The organism is Rhodocaloribacter sp., assembly GCF_056451265.1.
Genome location: NZ_JBWOPL010000075.1, coordinates 62,125 through 88,100, shown reverse-complemented (window position 1 = coordinate 88,100; position 25,976 = coordinate 62,125). Strand labels below are relative to the sequence as shown.

At 65.0% G+C, this 25,976-nt stretch carries 21 protein-coding genes and 2 tRNA genes; 19 read left to right on the top strand and 4 right to left on the bottom strand.

The window, feature by feature from the left end; all coding sequences use genetic code 11:
* Positions 1 to 40: 40 nt before the first annotated feature.
* Positions 41 to 1,567 (bottom strand): chromosomal replication initiator protein DnaA, encoded by a 1,527-nt coding sequence (dnaA, locus tag AC1HIY_RS13940; RefSeq protein WP_479577353.1) that lies wholly within the window; start codon positions 1,565 to 1,567, stop codon positions 41 to 43.
* An 825-nt stretch (positions 1,568 to 2,392) separates the two neighbouring features.
* Between dnaA and AC1HIY_RS13935 the strand changes: the two genes are divergently transcribed.
* The 11 genes from AC1HIY_RS13935 to AC1HIY_RS13885 all read left to right on the top strand — a co-directional run bounded on the left by AC1HIY_RS13935 (position 2,393) and on the right by AC1HIY_RS13885 (position 15,470).
* The gene (locus AC1HIY_RS13935; RefSeq protein WP_479577352.1) at positions 2,393 to 2,884 is read left to right on the top strand and encodes a YceD family protein; all 492 of its coding nucleotides are present in this window, start codon (positions 2,393 to 2,395) and stop codon (positions 2,882 to 2,884) included.
* A gap of 64 nt (positions 2,885 to 2,948) precedes the next feature.
* Complete coding sequence (rpmF, locus tag AC1HIY_RS13930; protein ID WP_479577351.1) at positions 2,949 to 3,140, top strand: 50S ribosomal protein L32; 192 nt, start codon at positions 2,949 to 2,951, stop codon at positions 3,138 to 3,140.
* 188 nt (positions 3,141 to 3,328) lie between these two features.
* On the top strand, positions 3,329 to 4,336 hold the full coding sequence (gene plsX / locus AC1HIY_RS13925) for a phosphate acyltransferase PlsX (RefSeq protein ID WP_479577350.1): 1,008 nt from the start codon (positions 3,329 to 3,331) through the stop codon (positions 4,334 to 4,336).
* A 65-nt stretch (positions 4,337 to 4,401) separates the two neighbouring features.
* Positions 4,402 to 5,436, top strand: coding sequence for a beta-ketoacyl-ACP synthase III (locus AC1HIY_RS13920; RefSeq protein ID WP_479577349.1), 1,035 nt, complete (start codon positions 4,402 to 4,404; stop codon positions 5,434 to 5,436).
* Positions 5,437 to 5,505: 69 nt separating this feature from the next.
* Entirely contained in the window at positions 5,506 to 6,465 is a 960-nt protein-coding gene (gene fabD / locus AC1HIY_RS13915) for an ACP S-malonyltransferase (protein ID WP_479577348.1), read from the top strand.
* A gap of 2 nt (positions 6,466 to 6,467) precedes the next feature.
* The gene (fabG, locus tag AC1HIY_RS13910; RefSeq protein ID WP_479577346.1) at positions 6,468 to 7,217 is read left to right on the top strand and encodes a 3-oxoacyl-[acyl-carrier-protein] reductase; all 750 of its coding nucleotides are present in this window, start codon (positions 6,468 to 6,470) and stop codon (positions 7,215 to 7,217) included.
* 126 nt (positions 7,218 to 7,343) lie between these two features.
* Positions 7,344 to 8,864: a DEAD/DEAH box helicase gene (locus AC1HIY_RS13905; protein ID WP_479577345.1), complete on the top strand. Its 1,521-nt coding sequence runs from the start codon at positions 7,344 to 7,346 to the stop codon at positions 8,862 to 8,864.
* Positions 8,865 to 8,930: 66 nt separating this feature from the next.
* Positions 8,931 to 9,962 (top strand): ChaN family lipoprotein, encoded by a 1,032-nt coding sequence (locus AC1HIY_RS13900; RefSeq protein WP_479577344.1) that lies wholly within the window; start codon positions 8,931 to 8,933, stop codon positions 9,960 to 9,962.
* A 114-nt stretch (positions 9,963 to 10,076) separates the two neighbouring features.
* Positions 10,077 to 11,804 carry a dipeptidyl-peptidase 3 family protein gene (locus AC1HIY_RS13895; protein WP_479577343.1) on the top strand — a complete coding sequence of 576 codons (1,728 nt, stop codon included), beginning with the start codon at positions 10,077 to 10,079 and terminating at the stop codon, positions 11,802 to 11,804.
* A 285-nt stretch (positions 11,805 to 12,089) separates the two neighbouring features.
* Entirely contained in the window at positions 12,090 to 12,359 is a 270-nt protein-coding gene (locus tag AC1HIY_RS13890) for a hypothetical protein (RefSeq protein WP_479577342.1), read from the top strand.
* 636 nt (positions 12,360 to 12,995) lie between these two features.
* Entirely contained in the window at positions 12,996 to 15,470 is a 2,475-nt protein-coding gene (locus AC1HIY_RS13885) for a S9 family peptidase (RefSeq protein ID WP_479577341.1), read from the top strand.
* Between the two features lie 18 nt (positions 15,471 to 15,488).
* On the opposite strand, the gene AC1HIY_RS13880 is transcribed toward AC1HIY_RS13885, so the two are convergent.
* A complete protein-coding gene (locus AC1HIY_RS13880; protein WP_479577340.1) occupies positions 15,489 to 16,577 on the bottom strand; it encodes a PP2C family protein-serine/threonine phosphatase in 1,089 nt (362 codons plus the stop codon).
* Positions 16,578 to 16,978: 401 nt separating this feature from the next.
* Between AC1HIY_RS13880 and AC1HIY_RS13875 the strand changes: the two genes are divergently transcribed.
* Both AC1HIY_RS13875 and AC1HIY_RS13870 read left to right on the top strand, forming a co-directional pair.
* The gene (locus AC1HIY_RS13875) at positions 16,979 to 18,217 is read left to right on the top strand and encodes a T9SS type A sorting domain-containing protein (protein WP_479577339.1); all 1,239 of its coding nucleotides are present in this window, start codon (positions 16,979 to 16,981) and stop codon (positions 18,215 to 18,217) included.
* A 50-nt stretch (positions 18,218 to 18,267) separates the two neighbouring features.
* Positions 18,268 to 18,444, top strand: a complete 177-nt coding sequence (locus AC1HIY_RS13870; RefSeq protein ID WP_479577338.1) for a hypothetical protein — start codon at positions 18,268 to 18,270, stop codon at positions 18,442 to 18,444.
* Positions 18,445 to 18,554: 110 nt separating this feature from the next.
* Here the strand turns inward: AC1HIY_RS13870 and AC1HIY_RS13865 are convergent.
* Both AC1HIY_RS13865 and AC1HIY_RS13860 read right to left on the bottom strand, forming a co-directional pair.
* Positions 18,555 to 18,628: transfer RNA gene (locus AC1HIY_RS13865), tRNA-Val, on the bottom strand.
* Positions 18,629 to 18,716: 88 nt separating this feature from the next.
* Positions 18,717 to 18,789, bottom strand: a tRNA-Gly gene (locus AC1HIY_RS13860).
* A gap of 191 nt (positions 18,790 to 18,980) precedes the next feature.
* Here AC1HIY_RS13860 and rpmH point away from each other — a divergent pair.
* From rpmH to AC1HIY_RS13830, 6 genes are all read left to right on the top strand, one after another.
* Positions 18,981 to 19,136, top strand: coding sequence for a 50S ribosomal protein L34 (rpmH, locus tag AC1HIY_RS13855; protein ID WP_456426625.1), 156 nt, complete (start codon positions 18,981 to 18,983; stop codon positions 19,134 to 19,136).
* 66 nt (positions 19,137 to 19,202) lie between these two features.
* On the top strand, positions 19,203 to 19,604 hold the full coding sequence (locus AC1HIY_RS13850; protein WP_479577337.1) for a ribonuclease P protein component: 402 nt from the start codon (positions 19,203 to 19,205) through the stop codon (positions 19,602 to 19,604).
* 117 nt (positions 19,605 to 19,721) lie between these two features.
* Complete coding sequence (gene yidC, locus AC1HIY_RS13845) at positions 19,722 to 21,545, top strand: membrane protein insertase YidC (RefSeq protein ID WP_479577336.1); 1,824 nt, start codon at positions 19,722 to 19,724, stop codon at positions 21,543 to 21,545.
* 72 nt (positions 21,546 to 21,617) lie between these two features.
* Positions 21,618 to 23,009, top strand: coding sequence for a tRNA uridine-5-carboxymethylaminomethyl(34) synthesis GTPase MnmE (gene mnmE, locus AC1HIY_RS13840; RefSeq protein ID WP_479577335.1), 1,392 nt, complete (start codon positions 21,618 to 21,620; stop codon positions 23,007 to 23,009).
* A 306-nt stretch (positions 23,010 to 23,315) separates the two neighbouring features.
* On the top strand, positions 23,316 to 25,235 hold the full coding sequence (mnmG, locus tag AC1HIY_RS13835) for a tRNA uridine-5-carboxymethylaminomethyl(34) synthesis enzyme MnmG (RefSeq protein WP_479577334.1): 1,920 nt from the start codon (positions 23,316 to 23,318) through the stop codon (positions 25,233 to 25,235).
* A 47-nt stretch (positions 25,236 to 25,282) separates the two neighbouring features.
* The gene (locus AC1HIY_RS13830) at positions 25,283 to 25,930 is read left to right on the top strand and encodes a 16S rRNA (guanine(527)-N(7))-methyltransferase RsmG (RefSeq protein ID WP_479577333.1); all 648 of its coding nucleotides are present in this window, start codon (positions 25,283 to 25,285) and stop codon (positions 25,928 to 25,930) included.
* The last annotated feature ends 46 nt before the right edge of the window (positions 25,931 to 25,976 follow it).

Below are 25,976 nucleotides of genomic sequence, written 5' to 3'. Positions count from 1 at the left end.
CGTCCGAAAAAAGCAGGCTTCGCCGACGCCCGCGCTTCCGTCAGCGGCTGCGGACCTCGATCTTATGGTGAATCTCCTCGATCATGTCTCGAAACTTGGGGTCGGTCTCGATCTGATTCTGGACGCTCTGGCAGGCGTGGATGACGGTTGAGTGGTCGCGTCCTCCGAAGTGCAGCCCGATCGTTTTGAGGGAGTGCTGGGTGAGCTTTTTGCAGAAATGCATCGCCACCTGGCGCGCCTGCACCACCTCGCGCTTGCGCGTTTTGGCGCGTACGAGATCCTCCGGGATGCCGAAATAGTCGCACACCACGTTCTGGATCTGCTCGATGGTCAGGCTGACGCGCGCATCCTTGATCAGGTCGCGGAGCACCTCTTTGGCCAGGGGCAGGTCGATCTCGCGTTTGTGAAGCGTGGCATGGGCGAGCAGGCGAATCAACGCGCCTTCGAGTTCGCGGATGTTGCTCTTGATGTGATGGGCGACGAACTCGATGATCTCATCATTGATGACGATGCCGTCGTCTTCGGCCTTGCGTTTCAGGATGGCGATGCGGGTCTCGAGTTCGGGCATCTGGAGGTCGGCGGAGAGTCCCCACTGGAAGCGGGAGAGGAGTCGCTCCTCGATACCCTGGATGTCGCGCGGGGGGCGGTCCGCCGAGAGCACGATCTGCTTGCCGCTCTGGTGGAGCGCGTTGAAGATGTGGAAAAACTCTTCCTGGGTCTTCTCTTTCTTGCCGAAGAACTGCACGTCGTCAATGATGAGCAGGTCGATCTGACGATAGAAGAGAGAGAAGTCGCTGGCCCGGTTGTTCTGAATCGCCTGGACGAACTCCGTGGTGAAGCGCTCGCTGGAAACGTAGAGGACCGACTCGGCTTTTCGGTTGGCTTTGAGGTAGTTGCCGATGGCCTGGATGAGGTGCGTCTTCCCGAGACCGACCCCGCCGTAGACGAGAAAGGGGTTGAAGCTGGTCGCGCCGGGCTGCTGTGCGATGGCCAGCGCCGCACTGCGGGCCAGGCGGTTGCAGTCCCCTTCAATGAAGCGCTCGAACGTATAGTTCGGGTTGAGCTTGCTGTCGATGTCGGCCTTGCGGATGCCCGGGATGACAAAGGGGTTTGCAATGGGCTCGGTGGGGGAGCCGGGCACGGCGCTGAAGGACGGGGCCGTGCCCGGGGCCGAGTACCCCGGCGTGACCGGCGGAAGGTCCGGCGGCGGAGAAGAAGAGGATGGGGCCGCCGGTTCGTTGGCGGGGCGACGCGCGGGCAATTGCATCGACGCGCCCTCATAGCCCGTCTCGGCGTCATCTTTCTCGATGACGATATCGTAGAAGAGCCGGCCCTGGGGACCGAGGACCTTCGTGATGGTCTTGCGAAGCAGGGCAAAATAGTGCTCTTCCAGCCATTCATAATAGAACTGGCTGGGAAGCTGGACCGTCAGCTTGGTCAGCTCGCCTTCCTGCTCGAGACCGACCGCCTTGAGAGGGGCGAACCACGTCTTGAAACTTTGCCTGCTGATGTTGTCGCGAATGATCTCGAGACACTGTTTCCAGACCGATTCAGGGCTTTGCTCCATACTTGTGAACCTGCCTACGCAAAAAACCGGGCGCACAGGCGCCAGGCTCGGTACAACGTGCCAAGGATTGAAGCGAGGAGCGGCAGCCTGGAAAACGAAGCTCCGAAAAAACACCTACGGGTGACATATTCACCAGTTATCAACATTTCGACACAGGCAGCCCTGTGGAGCGCCGGGCATGATGAAAAGAAATCCACATCCATGCACAGGTTTTCAACAGGGCGCGATTGTGCGCAAATACCGTGCTATAAAGAACTTACCGTAGGGTTTCCGGCGCGGCATGGTAGGTCCAATGCCCGGCGTGCTTGAGCCCCGACGTTCCCCTGGTACACCGCGTGCGAGTAAGGTTAGGTTATTAACAACTTACCCACATTTGTGGCGGACGAAGGATGAAAGGTCGGTGAGCTACTTTGAGGTCGGCAATGCCTGGCGGCGCAGAGACCGGGCGCAGGGCAGAAGAACCCAGCATACGGCATCGACGCGCACATGGCGGGGCAAAAGCACAAAAAACCTGATCTAGGACTCAGGTTTTCGAGGGGCGGCTGTGGGTGTTCAGCAGGAGGCCATACTTCCTCGCAACGCGGTAGCATGGTAACCATTCCGGGGTATAACTTCAAGCGCTTTGGGCGCGATTTCACAGAAGAAACGGAAGGGGGACGGCAGGCTTTTCGGGCGTGTCCTTCACGTACTTTTCGGTAAAAGGTTGAGATTCTTCCGGTTGAAAAGGAAACCTCTGTTTTCTAACTTGGTTGATGCTTCTCTGCGATGCGAAAGACACGAGTAGGCTGCCATCCGGCAGCCTGCTTTTTTACCGATAGAAGCATTATGTTGCGGATCAACGTCGCTGCCTTGAAACCCGGCGTGCACCTCCTGGAGGCGCGCCCGGAGGCCGAAGCGCTCGGTCTCGAGCCGAAGGCGTTCCGGGACGTCCGGGTGGAGATGCGGCTGGATGTGCAGCGGGATCGCCTGCTCGTGCGTCTGACGGCCCGTGCCGTCGCTACGCTGGAGTGTGATCGAACCCTGGTGCTCTTTGACCGGCCCGTAGAGGGTGCGTATACCGTGCTCTTCGCGCCCCCCGACATGGTGGCCGAACTCGAAGCCTCCGGCGAGGACGTGCGGCCATTGTCCCCGGCGGACACGGAGATCGACCTGACCGACGTGGTGCGCGACACGCTTTTGCTGGCCGTGCCGGTGCGCAAAGTGGCGCCGGGCGCCGAGGAACTCGAACTGCCCGTGCAGTTCGGCTTCGAGGGCGAGGTCGATCCCCGCTGGGAAGCACTCCGGCAACTGCGCTCCGACGACGTCCCCGAGCCCTGATGGGCCGACCGTTGCCTCGACCACCTTTTTGGCATTGCATACATAAATTTTTTGAGGTATAGCCATGGCTAATCCGAAACGAAAGCATTCGAAGGCGCGCTCGCGCTCGCGCCGGGCGCATTACTACAGCCGCCTGAAAGCGCCTGACCTGATGGAGTGCCCGAACTGCGGCGACACGAAGATGATGCACCGTGCCTGTCCGAGTTGCGGGCATTATCGCGGGCGTCAGGTGATCGAACGCGAAGAGATCGGTTAACGACTCCGAGGCTGTGTTTGGCCTCCGGCACGCTCTCACGGCGGTTGCGCGACACCGGGCGCAGCCGCCGTGAGAGCGTGTTTCTTTATCTTTCAACCGGCGGCGTCGTATCTTGCCGCCGGCGCGCGCGGGCGCTAAAGGCCCCGCCGTGAAGTCAGAATCAGATCGTTTAGCGAACCGAATCGTTTATGAGCATTCGAGTTGCGGTCGATGCGATGGGCGGGGATCAGGCGCCGGCGGTGGTCGTCGAGGGGGCCGTGGCGGCGTGCCGGCGCGAGCCGGACGACCTCGACGTGTTGCTGTTCGGCCCCGAGGCGCGCCTGCGTGAAGAACTCGGCCGGTATGAGGACGCCCCGGCACTGAAGCTCACCGTGGTCGATGCGCCGGAAGTCATCGGGATGGCCGAGGCGCCGACGGCGGCGGTCAAGAGCAAGCCGCGCTCGTCGATCCACCTCGGCCTCCGGGCGATCAAAGAAGGGCGGGCCGACGCCTTCGTCAGTGCGGGCAATACCGGCGCGGTGATGGCGGCGGCCCTCTTTATCCTGGGCCGCCTGCCCAACGTCGCGCGTCCGACGCTGCTGACCCTCTACCCGAATCTGGAGCGGAAGCCCGCCGTGGTGCTCGACGTCGGCAGCAACGTCGATTGCAAGCCCGAGCATCTGGTGCAGTTTGCGCAGATGGGCGCCATCTATGCCGAGCGCACGCTTCATCGCGAACACCCCACCGTCGCGCTGCTCAACATCGGAGAGGAGCCGGGCAAGGGCAACGAGCAGGCCAAGGCCGCCTATAAGCTCCTCGCCGAGACGCCGGGACTCCGCTTCCGGGGCAACATCGAGGGGCGCGACCTGCTCACGTACACCGCCGACGTGATCGTATGCGACGGCTTCGTGGGCAACATCATTCTCAAGCTCGGGGAGAGCGTGGCCTCGGTTTTGCCGAAGCTCATCGGGGGAGAGATGCAGCGGCAGAAACTCGCCCCCGAGGAACAGGCCCTCGTCGCCCGCGTCGTGCGCGGAGCGTTCCGGTCCTTCGACTACGAGGAGTTCGGCGGCGTGCCGTTGCTCGGGGTGGCCGGCAACGTCCTCGTCGGTCATGGCGGATCGTCGGCGCGCGCCGTCGAGCGCATGGTCCTCGCCGGCGCCGAGGCCGCGCGCGAGGACGTGGCCGGGTTCATCGCCGCCGCCTTCACCGGCTGAGGCCGCCCGCCGAGGCGCTCGCTCCCTCCTTTGCTCCACCCACCCACCGTAAACCCGTCGAAGACATGGCACGCGCAGCAATCACCGCCGTCGGGCGCTTCCTTCCGGAAGATCGCCTGACCAATGCCGACCTCGAAAAGATGGTCGACACCAACGACGAGTGGATCCGCAGCCGCACCGGCATCCGGGAGCGACGCATCCTCTGGGACAAGGATAAGGCCACCGCCTACATGGCCGCCGAAGCCGCAAAGGATTTGCTTCGCAAACGCGGCATCGACGCCTCCGAGATCGAGGCCGTCATCGTCGCCACCGTCACGCCGGACATGTTCTTTCCCGCCACGGCCTGTCTCGTGCAACACGCCATCGGCGCAACGAAGGCCTGGGGCTTCGACCTCTCGGCGGCGTGCAGCGGCTTCCTCTTTGCCCTCTCCACCGGCGCAAGCTTCATCGAGAGCGGTCGGCATGAGAAGGTGCTCGTCATCGGCGCGGACAAGATGAGCAGCATCACCGACTATACCGACCGCACCACCTGCGTGCTCTTCGGAGACGCCGCCGCCGCGGTGCTCCTCGAGCCCGCCGACGAGGGCTACGGCATCCTCGACACCATCGAGCAGATCGACGGCGCGCAGGCGGATCTGCTGTGCATGCCCGCTGGTGGAAGCCTCAACCCGCCCACGCATGAGACCATCGACAAGAAGATGCATTTTCTCCATCAGCAGGGGCGGCAGGTCTTCCGGTATGCCGTGGAAGGCATGGCCGACGTGTCCGTCGAGGTGATGGCGCGCAACGGTCTCACGGGCGACGACGTGCGCTACCTCGTGCCGCATCAGGCCAACCTCCGCATCATCGACGCCACGGCTCGCCGCATGGGCCTGACGAAGGACAAGGTGATGCTCAACATCGAGCGGTACGGCAACACGACGGCGGCCACCATCCCGCTGTGTCTCAACGACTGGGAGCACGAACTCCGGCGGGGTGACAACCTCGTGCTCTCGGCCTTCGGCGGCGGCTTCACGTGGGGCGCGATGTACGTGAAATGGGCCTATGACGGCGACAAGGTGGCGGCGTCGGCGGAAGCCGAGATGGTCGCCGAAGGATAATCCCGCGCCGGGAGATCACCCGGTTCGCAGCCCGCAATCATTGGACGCAACCGCTTCAAAACCTTCACCATGTCGAAGACGGCTTTTCTCTTTCCCGGTCAGGGCTCGCAATACGTCGGAATGGGGCGGGATCTGTACGAACGCTTTCCGGAGGCCCGTGCCCGCTTCGAGGCCGCCGACGCGGCGCTCGGCTTCCCGCTGAGCGAGCGGATGTTCGGTGCGGGCGGCGATGCCGAAGCCGAAGCCGAAGCGCTCAAACAGACCGACGTGACGCAGCCCGCCCTCTACGTGCACAGCCTCGCGGCGATGGCCGTGCTCGAAGCCGCCGGCCGCTTGCCGGACATGGCGGCCGGGCACAGCCTCGGCGAGTACAGCGCGCTGGCCGCCGCCGGAGCGATCGCCTTCGAGGACGGCTTGCGGCTCGTGCGCCTGCGCGGGCGGCTCATGGCCGAGGCCGGGCAGAAGCGCCCCGGCACGATGGCCGCCATCCTCGGCATGGACGACGCAAGCGTCGAACGCGTGTGCCTCGAGGCTTCCGAAGACGGTCAGGTGGTGCACCCGGCAAACTTCAACGCGCCCGGCCAGGTCGTCGTCTCCGGCGACGTCCGGGCCGTGCATCGCGCCATTGCTCTGGCGAAGGCGCGCGGCGCGCGGCGGGCGCTTCCGTTGCCCGTGAGCGGCGCCTTCCACTCGCCCCTCATGGAGCATGCCCGCGACGGGCTGGCGCAGGGGCTCATCCACCTCGAGATCCGCCCCCCGCGTTGCCCCGTGTATCTGAACGTGACCGCCGCGCCGACGACCGACCCCGAGGAGATCCGGGCGCGCCTCCTCGATCAGTTGACGGCTCCCGTGAAGTGGGCGCAGACGCTCGTGCGGATGCGCGAGGACGGCGCCGCCCGTTTCGTCGAAGTCGGCGCGGGAAAGGTGCTCACGGGCCTCGTCCGCCGCACGCTCGGGCGCGACGTCGAGACGGCCCCCGCCGGCGCCGCCGAACAAGTCCTCGCCCTTCTCGATCATCAGGAATCGTGATCATGCAGCTTGATCTGACCGGAAAGAACACGCTCGTCACCGGCGGCACGCGCGGCATCGGCCGCGCCGTCGTCGAAGCCTTCGCCGACGCCGGCGCGCGCGTCGCCTTCACGTACCGATCCTCGACCGAGACCGCCGAAGCGCTTCGCGCCGACCTCGAAAGCCGGGGCGTCGAGGTCCTCGTTTTTCAGGGCGACGCCGCCGAAGCCGCCTCCGCCGAAGCCGCCGTCAAGGGCGTCCTCGACGCCTGGGGATCCGTCGATGTGCTTGTCAACAACGCCGGCATCACCCGCGACAACCTCATGCTTCGGATGAAAGAGGAGGACTGGGACGCCGTCATCGCGGCGAACCTCAAGAGCGTCTTCAACTTTTCGAAGGCCGTCTATCGCCCGATGATGCGGCAGCGCGGCGGCAAGATCGTCAACCTCTCGTCGGTCGTCGGCGTCGTCGGCAATGCGGGGCAGACGAACTATGCAGCCTCGAAGGCGGGCATCATCGGTTTTTCGAAGAGCCTCGCCAAAGAACTCGGCAGCCGGGGCGTGACGGTCAACGTGGTCGCGCCGGGGTATGTGGAGACGGACATGACGGCGAAGCTCACCGACGCCGCCCGCGAGGCCATGCTCGGCACGGTTCCGCTCGGACGGCCCGCCCGCCCCGAAGATGTGGCCGCCGCCGTGCTCTTTCTCGCCTCATCCGCCGCCGACTACGTCACCGGGCACGTCCTCCACGTCGACGGCGGCCTCGCCATGTGATCGTGTGTCTTTTGCGAAGGCGGATCGTTCGGCGACCGGCGGCGTTCTCTCTCTGACCTTGGACTTTTAAAGGGAAACAGCGACGTTATGCCGAACGATTCGAATTCGGGAAGCCCGTATACACGGGTGATTGACCTCACCACACGCGGACAGGAGCTCGCCAAGCAAAAACAGGCCGAAAAAACCTACGTGGAGCCGGAGGCGCCGTTGCCCGACGCCACGATCGACACCTTGCCGGAACGGGTGCGCGCCGCCGTCGACGCGGCGGGATGGGACCGCCTGATGCCGGTTCAGCAAAAAGCCATCCCTTACCTGCTCGACCGACGCGACCTGATCGTGCAATCGCGCACGGGTTCGGGAAAGACGGGCGCGTTTCTGCTGCCGCTCTTCGAACTGCTCGACCCCGAGCTCAAAGCTCCTCAGACCCTCATCCTGACGCCCACACGCGAACTCGCGCGGCAGATCCACGAGGAGTTCGTGCGTATGAGCGGCGCCGAGCCGAGACTGGAGGCGGCGCTCGTCTACGGCGGCGTCCGCTACGGGCCGCAGATCCGCGCGCTCGAAGACGGCGCACAGGTCGTCATCGGCACGCCCGGCCGGATCCTCGACCACCTCGAACGTCGCACCTTCCGCCTCGACGCCCTCCGGCTGCTCATCCTCGACGAGGCCGACGAGATGCTCTCGATGGGGTTCTATCCGGCCATGCGGCAATTGAAACGGTACCTGCCGGAGAAGCGGCAATCGTACATGTTCAGCGCCACGATGCCCCCGAAGGTGCGCGCCCTCGCCCGCGAGTTTCTCCGCGAACCCGGCTTCCTCTCGCTCAGCGCCGGTCAGGTCGGCGTCGACGCCATCGAACACCGGTATTACAAGGTGGACCCGATGGAGAAGGATCGCGTGCTCGTCCGGCTGATCGAGATAGAGAACCCGGAGTCGGCCATCATCTTCGCCAACACCAAGCGCGAGGTCGAGTACCTGGCCCAGTTCCTCAAAAATTACGGCTACGACGCCGACAGCATCACCGGCGACCTTCAGCAGCGCGCGCGCGAGCGGGTGATGGACCGCATCCGGCGGGGGCGGCTTCGCTTCCTCGTCGCCACCGATGTGGCCGCGCGCGGCATCGACATTTCCGATCTGAGCCACGTCTTCATGTACGACGTGCCGAACGATCCGGAGTACTACATTCACCGGTCCGGGCGCACGGCGCGCGCGGGAAAGACCGGCACGGCGATCGTCCTGGCGACGTTCGAAGACGAACGCGCGTTGCTGGCCATCGCACATCGATATGACCTAGCCCTCGAAAAAATGAACGTCCCCAGTCAGGAAGACGTCGAGAAGCGCGTGTCCGAGCGCATGATTGCCGTCCTCGAAGAACGTTTCCGCACGAAAAGCAACCTCGAACGCGAACGACTTCAGCGGTTCGTGCCCCTCGTCGAAGAACTGGCGCAGGAAGAGCCCGAACTCTTTGCCATGCTCGTCGACGACGTGTATCACCAGCTCATGCACCGTGCGCCGGAGCAGCCGCAGGCGGAAGAGGAGCCGGCGGAGGAGGCTGAGGACGCCGGAGAAGGCGAGCCGTCTCGACCCCACGGGAGCGGAGATCGCCGGGGCGGCCGCCGCCGCGGGGGCCGCCGCCGGGGGCACTGAGGCCCGAGCCTGACCCCGGACGCGAACGCATTCCCCTTTCCTTCCCAAACAGCGACCAAACTCCCCATGCGCACGGTGCTATTGCTGAGCCTTTTTCTGACGCCCTTTTTCACGGCTCTGGCTCAGAACGTCCCCGCCGACTCGGTCGAGATCACGCCGGATCATTACCGGGTGTACCGGGCAGACGGCACGCCCGCCACGCTCGAAGAGGTCTTTGCCGCCATGGACACGGTCGACGTGGTGTTCGTCGGTGAGGAGCACAACGATCCGGTGGCGCACTTTCTTCAGAAACGGCTGCTCGAAGAGGCGTATGCCCGGTATGGGGCCTCTCGTCCCGTGGCGCTCTCGCTCGAACAGTTCGCCCGCGACACGCAACTCATCCTCGACGAATATCTGGCGGGGCTCATCACGGAGAAGACGTTTCGGGCCGAGAGCCGTCCCTGGAAGAATTACGAGACGGACTATCGCCCGCTCGTCGAGCTGGCCCGCGCGCACGGGCTCGACGTCATCGCGGCGAATGCGCCGCGCCGGTACGTGAATCGCGTCACCCGGCTCGGCCCGGCCTCGCTCGACTCGCTCTCGGACCGGGCGAAGGCCTACCTTCCGCCGCTTCCGTACATGCCGGCGACGCCCGCGTACAAGGCGAAGTGGGACAGCCTGATGGCCGCTTCGATGGCGGAAATGGCCGCCATGCGCGACACCGCCCGGCACACGAAGCCCACCGAAGCGCCCACGGCCGGGGCCACGCACGCCGACACGACGCGCGCTTCGAAGTCCGCTGCGCCCATGCACGCGCCCATGGGATTCATGCTCGACGCCCAGTCCCTCTGGGATGCAACGATGGCTTACTCCATCGCCGACTACCTCACGCGGCATCCCGGTGCGCTCGTGCTCCACATGGTTGGCGGCTTCCACGTCGAAAAGGGCACCGGCACGCCGGATCACCTCCGGCGATACCGCCCCGGCGTGCGCATCCTCAACATCGCCGTGCGTTCGAGCGAAGACCTCCACACCTTCGACGCGAAGCAATACGGCGGCCTCGGCGACTTCGTCATTCTGACCGACGAAAGCCTGCCGCGCACGTTCGAGTCGATGTGAGGCGCCGTCCTCCGGAGTTTGCCGCGTTTTCGTTCGCTCGGCCTTGATAGGAGGCTCCGGCGGCGGTAATCTGCCCACACCCACACGACGTTCTCGCCTCATTCCCCGACGTTCATGATGAAACACCTCCTCAGCACGGTTTGTCTCTCCGGCGCGCTCTTGCTGGCCGCCTGCGAGGCGACGCCCCCCGAAGATACTCCCGAAGACGCGTTCTCGTGCCGGGAATTTCTCGCCGATCAAAACCTTCCCGAACCCACCGGTATGTACGACGTCACGCAGGGCAGCCCCGAGGCGCAGGCGCTGCTCGCCAAGTACACGAGTTTTCGGTTGACCACCGACCTGAGCGCGCTCTCGGAGGCCGAGTGCCGGATGATCCCCCGCCTCATTGCCGCGGCCCACGAGATGGATGCCGTCTTCTGGCAACAGGCATACGGCGACCGGGACGCGCTGCTCGCCTCCATCGACGACCCGGCGCTCAAGCGGTTCGCCGAAATCAACTATGGACCGTGGGACCGCCTCAACGGCAACGCGCCGTTCATCGAAGGCGTAGGGCCGAAGCCGCCGGGCGCGAATTTCTATCCGAAGAACATGACCCGGGAGGAGTTCGAGGCCGCCGCCGAGGCGAACCCGGCTCTCAAGAGTCTGTACACGGTGGTCGTGCGCGATGAGGACGAGCAGCTCCGCCCCGTGCCCTATCACGAGGCCTATGAGCCGCACATGAAGGCGGCCTCCGAGCAGCTCCGCGCCGCCGCCGCGCTCGCCGAAGAGCCGGGCCTCAAACACTACCTCGAACTCCGCTCCGAGGCGCTCGTCAACAGCGAATATCAGCCGAGCGACTTCGCGTGGATGGACATGAAGGACAACACGATCGACGTGGTCATCGGCCCCATCGAAACGTATGAGGATCAGCTCTTCGGATACAAGGCGTCGGCGGAGGCGTACGTGCTCGTCAAGGACCGGGAATGGAGCGAGCGCCTCGCCCGGTACATTCAGCTCCTGCCCATGCTTCAGGAGCAATTGCCCGTCCCGCCCGCGTACAAGCAGGAGACGCCCGGTTCCGAGTCCGACCTCAACGCCTACGACGTGATCTATTATGCGGGCGACTGCAATGCAGGTTCGAAGACCATAGCCATCAACCTGCCGAACGACGAGGAGGTGCAGCTTCAGAAGGGCACGCGCCGGCTTCAGCTCAAAAACGCGATGCGGGCCAAGTTCGACAAGATCCTCGTGCCGATCGCCGATGTGCTCATCGCCGAGGATCAGCGCGATCACATCACGTTCGACGCGTTCTTTGGCAACACGATGTTTCACGAAGTGGCCCACGGGCTCGGCATCAAAAACACGCTCGACGGCGCGGGAACCGTGCGGCAGGCGCTTCGCGAGCACGCTTCGGCGCTCGAAGAGGGCAAGGCGGACATCCTCGGGCTGTATATGGTCTCGAAGCTCAAGGAGGCGGGCGAGCTCGACGTGGATTTGATGGACAATTACGCGACCTTCCTCGCCGGCATCTTTCGCTCCGTGCGCTTCGGCGCCTCGAGTGCGCACGGGCGGGCGAACATGATCCGCTTCAATTTCTTCAAGGAGATGGGCGCGTTCGAGCGCGACGCCGACACGGGCACGTACCGCGTCAACTTCGACAAGATGACCGACGCGATGAATGCGCTCTCGGAGAAGATCCTCCGTTTCCAGGGGGATGGCGACTACGAGGGCGTGGCCGCCTTCGTCGCAAAGTATGCGCAGGTCGGTCCGGAGCTTCAGGCCGACCTCGACCGGCTCTCGGAGGCCGGCATCCCGGTCGATATCGTCTTCGAGCAGGGGCTCTCGGTGCTCGGCTCCGAGTGACGGCCATTGCGCTTCTCGCTTCCGATACGGCGGCGGCTTCCGACAGGGAGTCGCCGCTTTTTTATGGCGGCTCGGCGGCAGCCTTTGCCGCGTCCCGGGCGAAACTGCCGCACGCCGGGCGGCGCGTCCGGGCGAGAAACCGCGGCGGAGCCGTCTCGCGGGTGTGGCATCATCTTCGTTGACCTCGCTTAAAGAAATCGGCGGAGCAGCCGATACCTGCAAAACGACTCGCGCCTCGCGCGCTTGGCCGGTTCCCCTCCACCTTCGTTCAGGGATCTTTCGATGATGACGACCACGACGCTCGACGATTATACGATGGCGGCCTTTATCTCCGGCACGTTGCCCGAGGACGAACGCCGCGCCGTGCTCTCCACGCTGCTCCACGACGATGACGCGCGCCAATGGCTCCACATGGCCTGCGAAGCGCTGGCGGCGTCGAAGGAAGAGTCGGAGCCGGTATCGGGGTCGTGGATGTACGTGACGCCTCGCCCGCCCGTGCGCGGCGCCGACCGACCCGCGAGCCGGTACGCGCCCTCTCCGCGCGGTTTCTCATGAGCGCCCTCGTCGCGTCGCCCTGATGCGGCGCTGCTTTCGCCTGTGCTCCTCCCGCATGACGCTCGTCGCATGCCGTCCATCGGCAACGCGGCGAGCGTTTTTTTAGGGATGACCGAACCGGGGGCGCAAACCTCATAAAAATACAGAATGGGTCCGCCCCGAAGGACGAACCCATTCCGATCACCCATTATTGAAACCCCCTTACCCTACATCTGCAGGGTGTGATAAATATATCGCCGGAGGGAGCGGTTCGTAAATGGGGATTCGGCCCAACCGGGCATGGGGTTTTTTCCCAGACCCCGGCAGGAAGCATGGACGCGGGGCATTTCCCTACATTCGAATTCAAGAAAGCCCGGCATATTTCTCCCGCGGCAATCCCGATACTGGACCCACGCGACGACAGGATCTTCTGTTGTTACGTAGTAGCTCAGATCAAGACATCCGGCTTTGCGGTGGGGCCGGATGTCTTTTTTTGTCCTTTCCGCACTTCTCTTCGACCGCGCGCGGCTTCTTTCGCCTGGTTTCCCTTCGGTTGCGTGCTCCTTTCAAACCGGTGTGTTTTCTCTATATTGTGGAGAATGCGTCGTCTCTGATGCTTTTTCTGACAGGACTCTCCTCACTCAGCCTCTCCGTGTCATGAACCGTCTTCTCCCTTTTTTCCGGCTGTTTCTCGTTTTCGCGGGTTTGTGGTGGCTCGTCGCCGGGGCGTCGGCGCAGGAGCGGTACCGGACGCCGCCCGAGGCGCTGGCCCGCCTGGTTGATGCGCCGGTGACGCCGCAGGTCGATCTCAGCCCGGATCGCGCGCATCTGCTTTTGATGGAGCAGCCGAGCCTGCCGTCGATCGAGGAACTGGCGCAGCCGGAGCTCCGGCTGGCGGGGTTGCGCATCAACCCGCGCAACAGCGGGCCGAGCCGGGCGCGCGCCTTCAACCGCCTCACGATCCGGAGGCTCGCCGACGGGCGCGAGCAGGTCGTCGGCGGGCTGCCCGAGAAGGCCCGCATCGGCGACGTGGCGTGGTCGCCGGACGGGCGACGCCTTGCCTTCACCGTGAGCGGCCTCGACCGCATCGATCTGTACGTGGCCGACGCGGCAACGGGGCAGGCGCGGCGGCTCGCGGACGTGGCGGTGAACAACGTCTATTACGGCGCTCCGTTCGCGTGGGTCTCCGACGGCCAGGCGCTCATCGTCCGCGCCGTGCCGCCGGGGCGGGGGGCGCCGCCGCCCGCGCCCCTCGTGCCCGAAGGGCCGGATGTTCAGGAAAACGTGGGCAAGGCCGCGCCCGTGCGGACGTACCGGGATCTGCTCAAGGATCGGCATGACGAAGCGCTCTTCACCCATTTCATGACCTCGCAGGTCGTGCGTGTCTCACTCGACGGCGAAGTGACGCCGCTCGGTGAGCCGGGGCTCATCGCCGAGGCGATGCCCTCTCCGGACGGGCGATACGTGCTCATCGAGACGATCCACGAGCCGTTTTCGTATCTGGTGCCCGCCTACCGCTTCCCTCGCCGCATCGAGGTGCGCGACCGTGACGGAAGGCTCGTCAAGACGCTCGCCGACCTGCCGCTGGCCGAAGAGGTGCCCCGCGGACGCGGCTCGGTCCCGACGGGCGTGCGCGACGTGGCCTGGCGCGCCGACGCCCCGGCTACGCTGTACTGGGTGGAGGCCCTCGATGCCGGCGACGCCCGCGCCGAGGCCGCCGTCCGCGACCGCGTCTTCATGCTCGAAGCACCCTTCTCCGCCGGGCCGACGCCGCTCATCACACTGCCGCTTCGCTATGACGGAGTCCTGTGGAGCGAGAACGGTTTCGCGCTCGTCTCGGAGTCGTGGTGGGCCACGCGCCGCCGCCGGGTCTACGCCGTCCGGCCCGATGAGCCGGGGGCCGAGCCGCGCGTGCTGCTGGACTATTCCTTCGAGGATCGTTACCGCGACCCCGGCCGTCCGATGACGGCGCCGACGGCGCGCGGCACGCACACGCTCGTCACGGCGGACGGAGGGCGCGCGATCTTTCTGACCGGCAACGGCGCCTCGCCCGAGGGAAACCGGCCGTTCGTCCGGAAGATGGACCTCGCCACGGGCGCGACGGACGAGCTTTTCCGCTCCGAGGCGCCGTATTACGAGCAGCCCCTCACCTTCCTCGATGCCTCCGCGTCGAAGCTCCTGACCCTCCGTGAATCCGCCACGGAGCCGCCGAACTATTTCGCGCGAAGCCTTCGGGACGGTGCGCTCACGGCGCTGACGAGCTTCCCTCACCCGTATCCCGAACTGATGGACATCCGGAAGGAGTTCATGGTCTATGCACGGGAGGACGGCCTTCAGCTCAGCGCGACGCTTTACCTCCCGGCGGACTATGACGCCGAGCGCGACGGGCCGTTGCCGGCGCTCGTGTGGGCGTATCCGCGCGAGTTCAAGAGCGCCGCCGCCGCCGGGCAGGTGGCCACCTCGCCGTATCGCTTCAAGCGCGTTAGCTACTGGGGCGCGGTGCCGTACGTCACGCAGGGCTATGCCGTCATCGCCGGGGCGTCCATGCCCATCGTGGGCGAGGGGGATGCGGAACCGAACGACACGTTCGTCGAACAGCTCGTCATGAACGGCAAAGCCGCCATCGAGGAGGGCGTGCGGCGCGGCGTCGTCGATCCCGAGCGCGTCGCCATCGGCGGGCACTCGTACGGCGCGTTCATGACGGCGAACCTGCTGGCGCACTCGGACCTCTTCCGCGCCGGCATCGCCCGGAGCGGCGCGTACAACCGCTCGCTCACGCCCTTCGGCTTTCAGAACGAAGAGCGCACCTTCTGGGAAGCGCCGGAGGTGTATTTCCGCATGTCGCCCTTCATGAACGCCGACAAGGTGAACGAGCCGATCCTCCTCATCCACGGCAAGGCCGACAACAATTCGGGCACGTTCCCGATGCAGAGCGAGCGTTTTTATCACGCGCTCAAAGGTCTCGGCAAAACGGTGCGCCTCGTCATGCTCCCGCACGAGAGCCACGGTTATCGCGCCCGCGAGTCGATTCTGCACATGCTGTGGGAGACGAACCGCTGGCTCGAGACGTACGTCAAGAACGCGCCGCCGCGGGTGGATGGCGTCGGCGTGCGGAAGTCCTCCGGGAAATGAGGGCGGATCCGCCGGGCGTCACGATTCGAGGCGTTTGAGGATGATGAGCGAGAGGTCGTCGTGCGGGCGGGCCTCGCCGATGAAGCGGTCGACGGCGTCGAGGATATGGCGCCCGGCGTTTTCCGCCGAGCGTCCGCGAAGTTCCGGAAGCAGCGCGTGGAGTCGGTGGTCGTCGAAGAACCACCCGTGCTCGTTGCGCGCCTCCGTCACGCCGTCGGAATAGACGACGAGGAAGTCGCCGGGGTCGAGGTGGATGCGCTGCTCGGTGTGCTTCACGCGGGGCATCAGGCCGAGGGCGGGCGCGCCGCGCGGCATCTCCTCGACGCTTTCGGGGCGGACGGCGATGGGCGGCAGATGCCCGGCGTTGAGCACGCGCACTTCGCCTGCGTTCGGTTCCACTTCGAGGTAAACGAGCGAGGCAAAGCGCCCCGGCAACCCGTCGCGATAGAAGATGGCGTTGAGCTCCGCACCGAGCTTCGCGAGGGCGTCGGAGCCGGGCGCAAGGGCGCGGAGCGTCGCCTGAAGCTGCGCCATGAGAAGCGCCGCCGGCAACCCCTTCCCCGCGATGTCGCCGAGTCCAAGCCCGAGGCGCCCGTCTTCGTGTTCGAGGAAGTCCACCATGTCGCCGCCGACGTCGTTGGCGGGGCGGGTGAAGAGCCACACCTCCCATCCCGGCACGGACGGCGTGCGATCCGGCATCAACGCCAGCTGCACGGCGCGTCCGGCAGCAAGCTCATCCTGCGCCAGGAGCTTGTCCTTGACTTCGAGGAGCAGGATGAAGAACAGCACGATGAAGCCGATATAGAGCTGAGCCGGATCGCCCGTGGAACCGTTGAGGACGAAGAAAAGGCTGAGCACGAGGAAGAGGCGGCGCGCCGGCGTGAGCTTGAAGAACATGCTCTTGAGCAACCACCACGTCGCCACGATCCACCGTTTCACCTCCCCCATCGTGGAGAGCTCTTCCCGGCTCGCGTCGTCGAGGTAAAACCGGTAGGTCTCCTGCAGATCGTGCCGGAGCGAGCGCCGAAGGTCGCCGCTGCGGAGGTCCTCCATCAAGGTCCGGCCGAATTTTTGGGACGTATCCTGTTTGGTGGGGGGCTTTTCCATCGTGAGGGTGAGGGCTGGAAAGGAATATCCCCGGGGTATACCGTTCTCACGGCAAAAGGTTAAACTTGCGAACGCTCTTTTTGCCTGCAGCCTGACGGCACGCCGGCCGCGGGTAACCAATCGTAACCCCTGGAGAAGAAGACCCGGCCATGGCATCTTTCTCCATGAGTCGGCGCCTCCGGCTTAAACGGGGGAATGTGTAAAGTGTTAAGATAAAATGATAAGAGGGAATATCATGAAAGGGAGGGGACGTTTGATATAAAGTGAAAATCATTGATTCCTGTCGAGTATTGGACGGCGTGCTCGCTGGTGTGAATTTTTTCGGGGAATGAAGTGAAGGGCGCGCGTTTCCTTTCTTGCCGATTTATACGAGTTTTTTGTGACAAAACAGGAGGGTGTCGATGTATAGAGGGCTGCCGATTCTCGCGTTTCTCTTTCTTGTGAGCCTGCCCGTTCAGGCGCAGAATGCCTGGATTAACGAGTTTCATTATGATAACGCAGGCGCAGACACGGGCGAGTTCGTCGAGGTGATACTCGAAGACGCCGGGAGTTTTGCGCTCGGCGACTTCACGGTGACACTCTATAATGGAAACAATAGTTCGAGCTATGGCACGCATGGTTTGGATACGTTTACGAGCGGAGACGTCGCGGCCGGCTTCACGGTGTTTTCCAAGGCGATCTCGGGCATTCAGAACGGCGCTCCCGACGGGCTGGCGCTCGATTACCAGGGCACGCTGATCGAGTTCATCTGCTATGAAGGCGCCTTTACGGCATCGGGCGGCGTGGCCGACGGCGTGACGTGCGCCGACATCGGCGTCTCGGAGAGCGGCAGCACGCCCGTGGGCTCTTCGCTTCAGCGCACCGGCACGGGCGCGACGGGCGCCGACTTCACGTGGACCGGCCCGAGCGACGACTCTCCCGGCGCGGTCAATGCCGGCCAGACACTCTCGCCCGCCGCCTGCTCCGACCCCGGCACCGTGCCGATGTGGGACGGCGCCATCACGGTGCTCTCCGGCGGCCTCGGCGAAGTGCCGATGACCTCCGGTGTCGGCTTCGGCGCGTTTGCGCTCGACCTCGGCGCCTCCTCGAACATCGCGCTCATCGACGTGCGGGACGCCGGCGGCGCGTCGCTGCCCGGCTATACCGGCTCGGGCTCGATCACCGGATCAAAGAACAGCGGCTTCGAACGCTTCGATTACACCGGCGCGCCGGGCGGGGAAGCCACCGAGGTGAAGCTCATCATCGGCGCGCCGGAGGAGACGGGCTCGGCGTTCTTCCTCGACGTCTCGGACGTATGCCCGACGCCGCGTACGCTGCACGTCGACCCGCAGTTGTCCCTTCACGCCGCGACGACCGGGACCGAAGAGCCTCTCCCCACTGCCTTCGCGCTGGAGCCGAACTATCCGAACCCGTTCAACCCGGTCACGACGATCCGTTTCGCGCTGCCCGAGGCCTCGGAGGTGCGGCTGGCCGTGTACGATCTGCTCGGTCGCGAGGTGTCGGTGCTCGCCCGGGGGGCGTTTCCCGCCGGCGCGCATACGGTGACGTGGCGGGCGGACGAAGCGCCGAGCGGCGTCTATCTCTACCGGATCGAGGCGGGAGCCTTCGTCTCGGTGCGTCGTATGCTTCTGATCAAATGAGCCGCGCGCACCCCTTCATCGTTTTCATGAATCATGACAAGGTCATTCCGATGAAATCCACGTCTGAGCATCCCGAGCATCCTTCGCGCCGCGAGGTCTCGAATGCCGCCGAATCGCCGCTCTCTCCTCCGGATTCGCCGCGCAAAGCCTATACGCCTCCCGCGCTCGTTTTGCAGGGGCGGCTCACCATTCACGCAGGCTCGCTGAACCTGTGGTCGGGACCGTGAGCATGGGGGAGAGAAGGGCAGGTAAAGGACGGTGGCCCTCTTAAGCGGTGGCCCTCTTAAAATAGACGAGCCTCGAAATCGGTGAAGGGTCCGATTTCGAGGCTTTTCCGTGGGCGGTACTGGATTCGAACCAGTGACCTCCTGCTTGTAAGGCAGGCGCTCTAACCAACTGAGCTAACCGCCCCAAAACAACAGTTGGATTTCAGACGTCCGGATCGGCGACCGAGTGGGCGTTCGGTTCGGGATCCGCGCTCTGAAATCCAAAGTCGTTGAGCGGGAAACGGGACTCGAACCCGCGACCCTCAGCTTGGGAAGCTGATGCTCTACCAACTGAGCTATTCCCGCGATCAGGCCGTCATATTAGCTCGACTTCGCATGAAAGTCAAGGTATCGACGTTGCTTTTAACCAAACGTTCCTTATCTTAATCAGCCTTTGCCTGAAGGGAAGATGAAATCCGCAACCGGGGCCGAAACCTGCTTCCGGGCGTGCGGTAAGAGCGCCTTCTATTTGGAAGATAAACCGTTTTGAGGTTGATATGAAACGTACGTACCAGCCGAGCCGTCGGAAGCGGGCAAACAAGCACGGGTTCCGGTCGCGTATGGCATCGAAGAACGGGCGACGGGTGTTGGCGCGCCGCCGGGCCAAAGGGCGTAAGAACCTGAGTGTCACCGACACCCGGAGCGGCAAGTAATCCGCCGTGTCTTCGCCTGCCCGTACCCCGGAGCACCCGCCGCGTGCATATCCGTTCCCGCGCCGGATGCGGCTCAAGCGCCGGCGGCTCATTCGGCCGCTCTTCGACCGGAACCGGCGCGACGTCCACTCGCTCGCCGTCGGGTGTGTGCGGCTGATCTACCGGTGGGCGCCGCGCGAGGAGGCGGGCGCGGATGCCCCCGTTCAGGTGGGCTTTGCCGTCGGACGCGGCGTGCGGAAGGCGGTCACGCGCAACCGGCTCAAAAGGATCATGCGAGAGGTCTACCGGGTTCATCAGTACCTCCTGGTAGACCTCTTTTCGCAGCGCCCGGACGCCCTCACGGTGATGGTGCTCTTTCGGGGCAATCCGAAGCAGGGCCGCGCGTGCATCCCTCGCGATTTGCCCGAAGCGCTGCGACGCCTGGCCCGGCGTCTGAGCGCCTCTTCCCCGCCTGAAAACAGGCCGTGAAACTTCCATGAGCCCGGAACAGCCGAAGGCTCCTTCCGTACTCTCCGCCATTCCGAAAGCCGCCTAAAACGCTCATTCTTTTTGCCTTAGGCAACCCCTCTTGCCGGAGCATCGACCGTGGATCGAAACGTCGTCATTGCCACCATTCTCATTGCCCTCATCATGATCGTGTGGCTGACGTGGCTGTCGCCGACGCCGCCTCCGCCGGGCGAAGCGCCGGCAGGCGACACGCTGACCACCGCCACGGAGCCGCCGCCGGATACGATCAAGCAGACCGCCCCGGTTCTCGAACCTGCCCGAGACCCGCTGGCGGAAGCCATCGACACGACGCTCATCAGGGTCACCGAAGGCGAAGAGCGCCTCATCACGGTGGAGACGGATCTGTATGAGGCGCGGCTCTCGACGAAGGGCGCCACGCTCGTCTCGTTCAAACTGAAAGCGTACAAACGGGCGGACACCGGCGCTCCCGTCCAGATCGTCGACACGACGAAAGCAGGCGCGCTTTCGCTCGTCTTCACCACCCCCCACAGCCGCGTCGTCGATACGCGCAATCTCTACTTCGAGCCGAGCGCCTCCGCCGACCGAATCGTGGTCTCCGACAGCCTGACCACTCTCGCGTTCTCGACGCAGGTGGGCGAAGGGCGCATCATCCAGACGTACACGTTCCACCCGGACAACTACGAGGTCGACCTGACCATTCGTCAGGAGAACGCGGCGTCCTTCGCGACGAACCGGGGCTATGAGGTCATGTGGTCCGGCGGAGTGCCGTTCACCGAGGCCAACATCGAGCAGGAAGCGCGGCGTTCGGGCGCGTACGCCCGGAGCGGCGGCGAGGTGGAATACATCGATCTCTCCTCCGATGCCTACGAAGAGAAGACCCTCCGTGGCTCCGTGGACTGGGTGGCCGTCAAAAACACGTACTTCACGGCGGTGATGATGCCGGCGGGGCTGGCGCGCGGCGCCGAGCTGATCGGCGAGCGTTTCGGGGAACCGAACACGCCTTCCCTCAAGGAGGACTACACCATGAGCCTGCTCATGCCGCCGCCGACGGCCGAGCCTGACTCCTTCATCTTCTACATCGGCCCCCTCGATTATCTCCGGATCGCCAAGTATGACCGCGACCTCTACGACATGGTCGATTACGGGTGGGATGCCTTCGAGTGGATCACACGCCCGCTGGCGAAATACGTGTTCATCCCGGTGTTCGACCTGCTCGGTTCGGTGCTCCCGAACTACGGGCTCGTCATCATCATCATGGCGTTTCTGATCAAGCTGCTGGTCTACCCGCTGACGAAGTCGTCCTACAAGAGCATGGCGAAGATGCGGGAGCTTCAGCCGAAGATGGAGGCCATCAAGGAGAAGTACGCCGACAATCCTGCGAAGCAGCAGGAGGCCATGATGAAGATGTACAAGGAGACGGGCGTCAATCCGATCGGCGGCTGTCTTCCGATGCTTCTGCAGTACCCGATCATCATTGCGCTGTGGCAGTTCTTGCCCCAGGCCATCGAGATTCGCCAGCAGGGATTTCTCTGGGCCACCGACCTCTCGGCCCCGGACGTGATCCTCCATCTCCCCTTTACCATCCCGCTCTACGGCAACTTCGTGGCGGGCTTTACGTTGCTCATGGGGCTTTCGATGATCGTGCAGATGCGCATGCAGATGACGCCCACCACGTCCAATGCGCAGGCGAAGATTTTCACCTACCTCTTCCCGGTGATGATTTTCGGCATCTTCAACAAATTCGCCTCGGGCCTGAGCCTGTACTATCTGTGCTACAACGTGCTGACGGCCATCCAGCAGAAGTACATCAACAAGTCGATTCATGAGAAGGCCGAAGCCGAGGCCGCGCAAGGCAAGAATGGCGCGGGCAAGAAGAAGGCCGTCAAAGCCGGGGGCAAGGGCGCCGCGTCCCGGAAGGGTGGGAAAAAGATTCGCTCGTGACGCCGCCGTTTGATCGTAACGGTGGTCTAACTCGCCGTGGCGGCGTTCCGAATGGCATGATTCCGATCCGAGATGAGAGGCGCTGAGGATACGATAGCCGCACCGGCCACCGCGCGAGGCCGCGCCGCGCTCGCGGTCCTTCGGGTCTCGGGCCCGGAAGCCGTCGCGGTCGTCAATGCATGCTTTCGGGGGCGCGACCTCGCGGCGGTCGATTCGCACACGGCGCATGTCGGCTACCTTCTCGGTCCGGAGGGAACCGCCATCGATCAGGTCGTCGTCACGGTGTTTCGCGCGCCGCGTTCGGCCACGGGCGAGGACGTGGTGGAGATCTCGTGCCACGGCGGCGACTTCGCCCCCCGCCTCATCCTCTCGAGCCTCCTCGCCCACGGCGCGCGCATGGCTGAGCCGGGCGAGTTCACCCAGCGCGCGTTCCTCCACGGCAAGCTCGACCTCGCGCAGGCCGAAGCCGTCGCCGACCTGATCCACGCCTCCTCCACGCTCGCGCACCGCGTCTCTCTCGCACACCTCCAGGGTCGGTACTCCGAACGCCTCCACCGCCTCCGAGACGAACTGCTCGAGCTCTGCGCGTACGTCGAACTCGAACTCGACTTCGCCGAGGAAGACGTCGCCTTTGCCGACCGGGGGCGCCTCGAACGGCTGCTCGAACACAGCGAATCGCTTCTCGCCGAGCTCCTCGACTCGTATCAGCTCGGCGCGTTGCTTCGCGACGGCGTGCGCGTGGTCATCGGCGGGCGGCCCAATGCGGGCAAGTCGACGCTTCTGAACGCGCTTCTCGGGCGGGATCGCGCCATCGTCAGCGCCACGCCCGGCACGACGCGCGACGAGATCGAGGCCGAGGCGGAAATCCGGGGGCTGCGCTTTCGCTTCGTCGACACCGCCGGGCTTCGCGCGGCCGCCGACGCCATCGAAGCCGAAGGCGTGCGTCGCGCCCGCCGCTCCATCGAGACGGGCGATGTGCTCCTGTACGTGTACGACCTCACGCGCGGCATGGACGACGACGAGCGCGCCTTCCTCCGGACGCTCTCGGCGTCGCATGCCGGCCTTGCGGTCCTCCTCGTGGGCAATAAACGCGATCTCGTCCCCGGAAAGGCTTCCCCGCCGGAAGGTATGGAGGCGGCCTTTCTCCCGATCTCGGCGCGGGAAGGCGTCGCGGATCCGGGCGCGCTCGAAGCGCTCGTCGATACGCTCGTAGAGACCGTCGCCGACGGGTTGAGCCGCGCCGACGCCTCGCCCGTGGTGATGAACCAGCGTCATCGCGCGCATCTCCGTGCGGCCCTCGACGCCGTCCGCGCCGCCCGCCGCGCGCTCGCCGCCGACGCTTCCGGCGACGCCCTCGCGCTCGACCTCCGCATCGCCCTCCACGAACTCGGCGCGATCACCGGCGCGATCACGAACGAGGACGTCCTCGACCAGATCTTCTCGCGCTTCTGCATCGGGAAGTGAAGGCCGTCGGCAGCCCCCGGCGGACGTTCGGCATTCCCGACCACATCGCGGCCGTGCGCGGGCCGTGCGGGATGTATGGGTGATGCGCGGGGGGCGATCCTCGTTCCCATGCTCCGGCGCTCGTTTCCGGGTGGTCCGAGCGAAGCGCGGTCGGCAACCACGCCCTCTGGTATGGGAAGAAGGGACGTACTAATTTGCTACTAATTTCTTTAAAATTAGTAGTTGGGCCTGCCTGTCAGATGGTATTCGGAGGAACGTTCCCCTTCTCCGATCATTGACAGGGCGGGTCTAAAGAGGAGCCATGCTATGGAGCACGTCACATACGATGTCATCGTGGTCGGCGGAGGGCACGCCGGGTCCGAAGCGGCGGCGGCGGCGGCGCGCATGGGTGCGCGCGCGTTGCTGATCACGATGAATCTCGACGCCATCGGGAAGATGTCGTGCAATCCGGCCATCGGCGGCATCGGCAAGGGGCAGATCGCCCGAGAGATCGACGCGCTCGGCGGATTGATGGGACAGGCGACCGACCGGGCGGGATTGCAGTTTCGAATGCTCAACCGGCGCAAGGGGCCGGCTGTGTGGAGCCCGCGCGCCCAGTGCGACCGGATGCTCTATGCCGCTGCCGTGCGCGAGGCCCTCGAAGCCGTGCCGAACCTTTTCATGCGCGCGGACATGGTCACCGAAGTGCTCGTCGAGGGCGGGCGGGTGGCGGGGGTGCGCACGCAGCTCGGGCAGACGTTCCGCGCTCGCGCCGTCATCCTCACGAGCGGCACATTCATGAACGGCGTCATCCACATCGGCGAACGGCAGTACGGCGGCGGGCGCATGGGCGAGCGCGCCTCGACGGGCCTCACCGCCTGCCTCGAACGCCTCGGCTTCGAAAGCGACCGCCTCAAGACCGGCACGCCGCCCCGCATCGACGGGCGCACCATCGACTATGCCGCCCTCGAAGAACAGCCCGGCGACCCCGACGCGACCCCCTTCTCCTTTCTGACCGACCGCCTGCCTGCCGAACAGCGAAGCTGCTGGCTCACGTACACCAGCCCCGCCGTGCACGAGATCCTGCGCACCGGCTTCGACCGCAGCCCCATGTTCGTCGGACGGATCCGGGGACGCGGCCCGCGATATTGTCCCTCCATCGAGGATAAAATCGACCGGTTTGCCGCGAAGGACCGGCATCAGCTTTTCCTCGAACCCGAAGGGTGGCGCACGGACGAGGTGTACGTCAACGGCTTTTCCACGAGCCTGCCCGAGGAGGTGCAGTACGAGGCCCTTCGGCGCACGCCCGGGCTCGAGCGGGTCCACATGCTCCGGCCCGGGTACGCCATCGAATACGACTATTTCCCGCCGCATCAGGTGCGGTACAGCCTGGAGACGAAGCGCGTCGAGGGGCTCTTTTTTGCCGGTCAGATCAACGGGACGACGGGCTATGAGGAGGCGGCGGCGCAGGGGCTCCTCGCCGGCATCAACGCGGTGCGGCGGCTCGGCGACGAGGAGCCGCTCGTGCTCCGGCGCTCACAGGCGTACCTCGGCGTGCTCATCGACGACCTCGTGGCGAAGGGGACCGACGAGCCGTACCGGATGTTCACCTCGCGGGCCGAGCATCGCATCCTCCTCCGTCAGGACAACGCCGATCTCCGGCTCACGGAGACGGGCTATCGCCTCGGGCTCGCCTCGCGCGAGCGGTACGAGCGGATGCTCCGAAAACGCGAGGCGCTCGCCGCCACCCGCGCCGCCCTCGAAGCGACCACGGTGCGTCCCGAGGCCGTCAACGGCTACCTCGAAGCCGTCGGGTCGTCGCCGATCACGCGGCCCGAACGGCTCGTGCGGCTTGCCCTGCGGCCCGAGGTGAAGCTCGTCGACCTCCTCGCGCACACCGGCCTCACCGGCGAAGTCGTCACGCCCGCGCCGGGTATGGAACGCGCCGAGACGCTCGTCGAGGTCGAACTCAAATACGAAGGCTACCTCGCCCGCGAGCGCGACATGGTGGAGAAGATGACCCGCCTCGAATCGTGGACCATCCCCGCCGATTTCGACTATGATCGGGTGGCGAACATCACGATGGAGGCCCGCGAAAAGCTCGGAAAGATCCGGCCGGACAACCTCGGACAGGCCTCGCGCATCAGCGGCGTCAGCCCCGCCGACGTGTCCGTGCTCATGGTGCTCCTGAAGAAGAACGGCGCCGCCCCGAAGCGTGAAGCTCCGGCGCAGACCCCCGAATTATGATTTGGTTTATCTTGTTTTTAAATAAATAGTTATATTTGCAAAAATCGATGGCATCGACGGCGTGGAATCCTCTTGAAGCCCTCAGCGAGCGGCCGCGTGAACAGCTCCGCGCCTTCGAGCGGATGCTCCTCGATTTCAACCGAAAGCTGAACCTCGTTTCACGTGAAACATCGGCGTTCTTCGAGGAGCGGCACGTGCTCCATGCCCTGGCGCTCTCGGTGCGGCCCTTCCCGCCGGGCGCGGTGGTGGTGGACTGGGGGACGGGCGGCGGGCTGCCCGCGATCCCCCTCGCAATCCGCTTCCCGGACGTCACGTTCCACGCCGTCGATGCGGTCGGGAAGAAGATCCGGGCGGTGGCGGTGATGGCGCGGCGTCTCGGGCTCGACAACCTGCACGTGTGGCACGGCCGCGCCGAGGACTGGCCGGGGCATGCCCACTATTCCGTCTCCCGCGCCACCGCGCCGCTGGTCGATCTCTGGCGCTGGCACGTCGCCGTCCGCGAAGATCTGGCGTTGCCGCGCCCGGAAGAGGCCTGGCCGCCGGGGCTGATTTGCCTCAAAGGCGGCGACCTCACCCCCGAGATCGAAACTTTGCGGTCGGCCTTTCCGTCCGTCGAGGTGGAGACGCAACCGCTGGAACCCCTCCTCGGCCGCGCGTATTTCGCGGAGAAGCATCTCGTCGGCGTGCGGTCGTGAGGCAAGGCGCGGAAGGGGCCGGCCGCATGGCGCGCCGCCGTTCTCG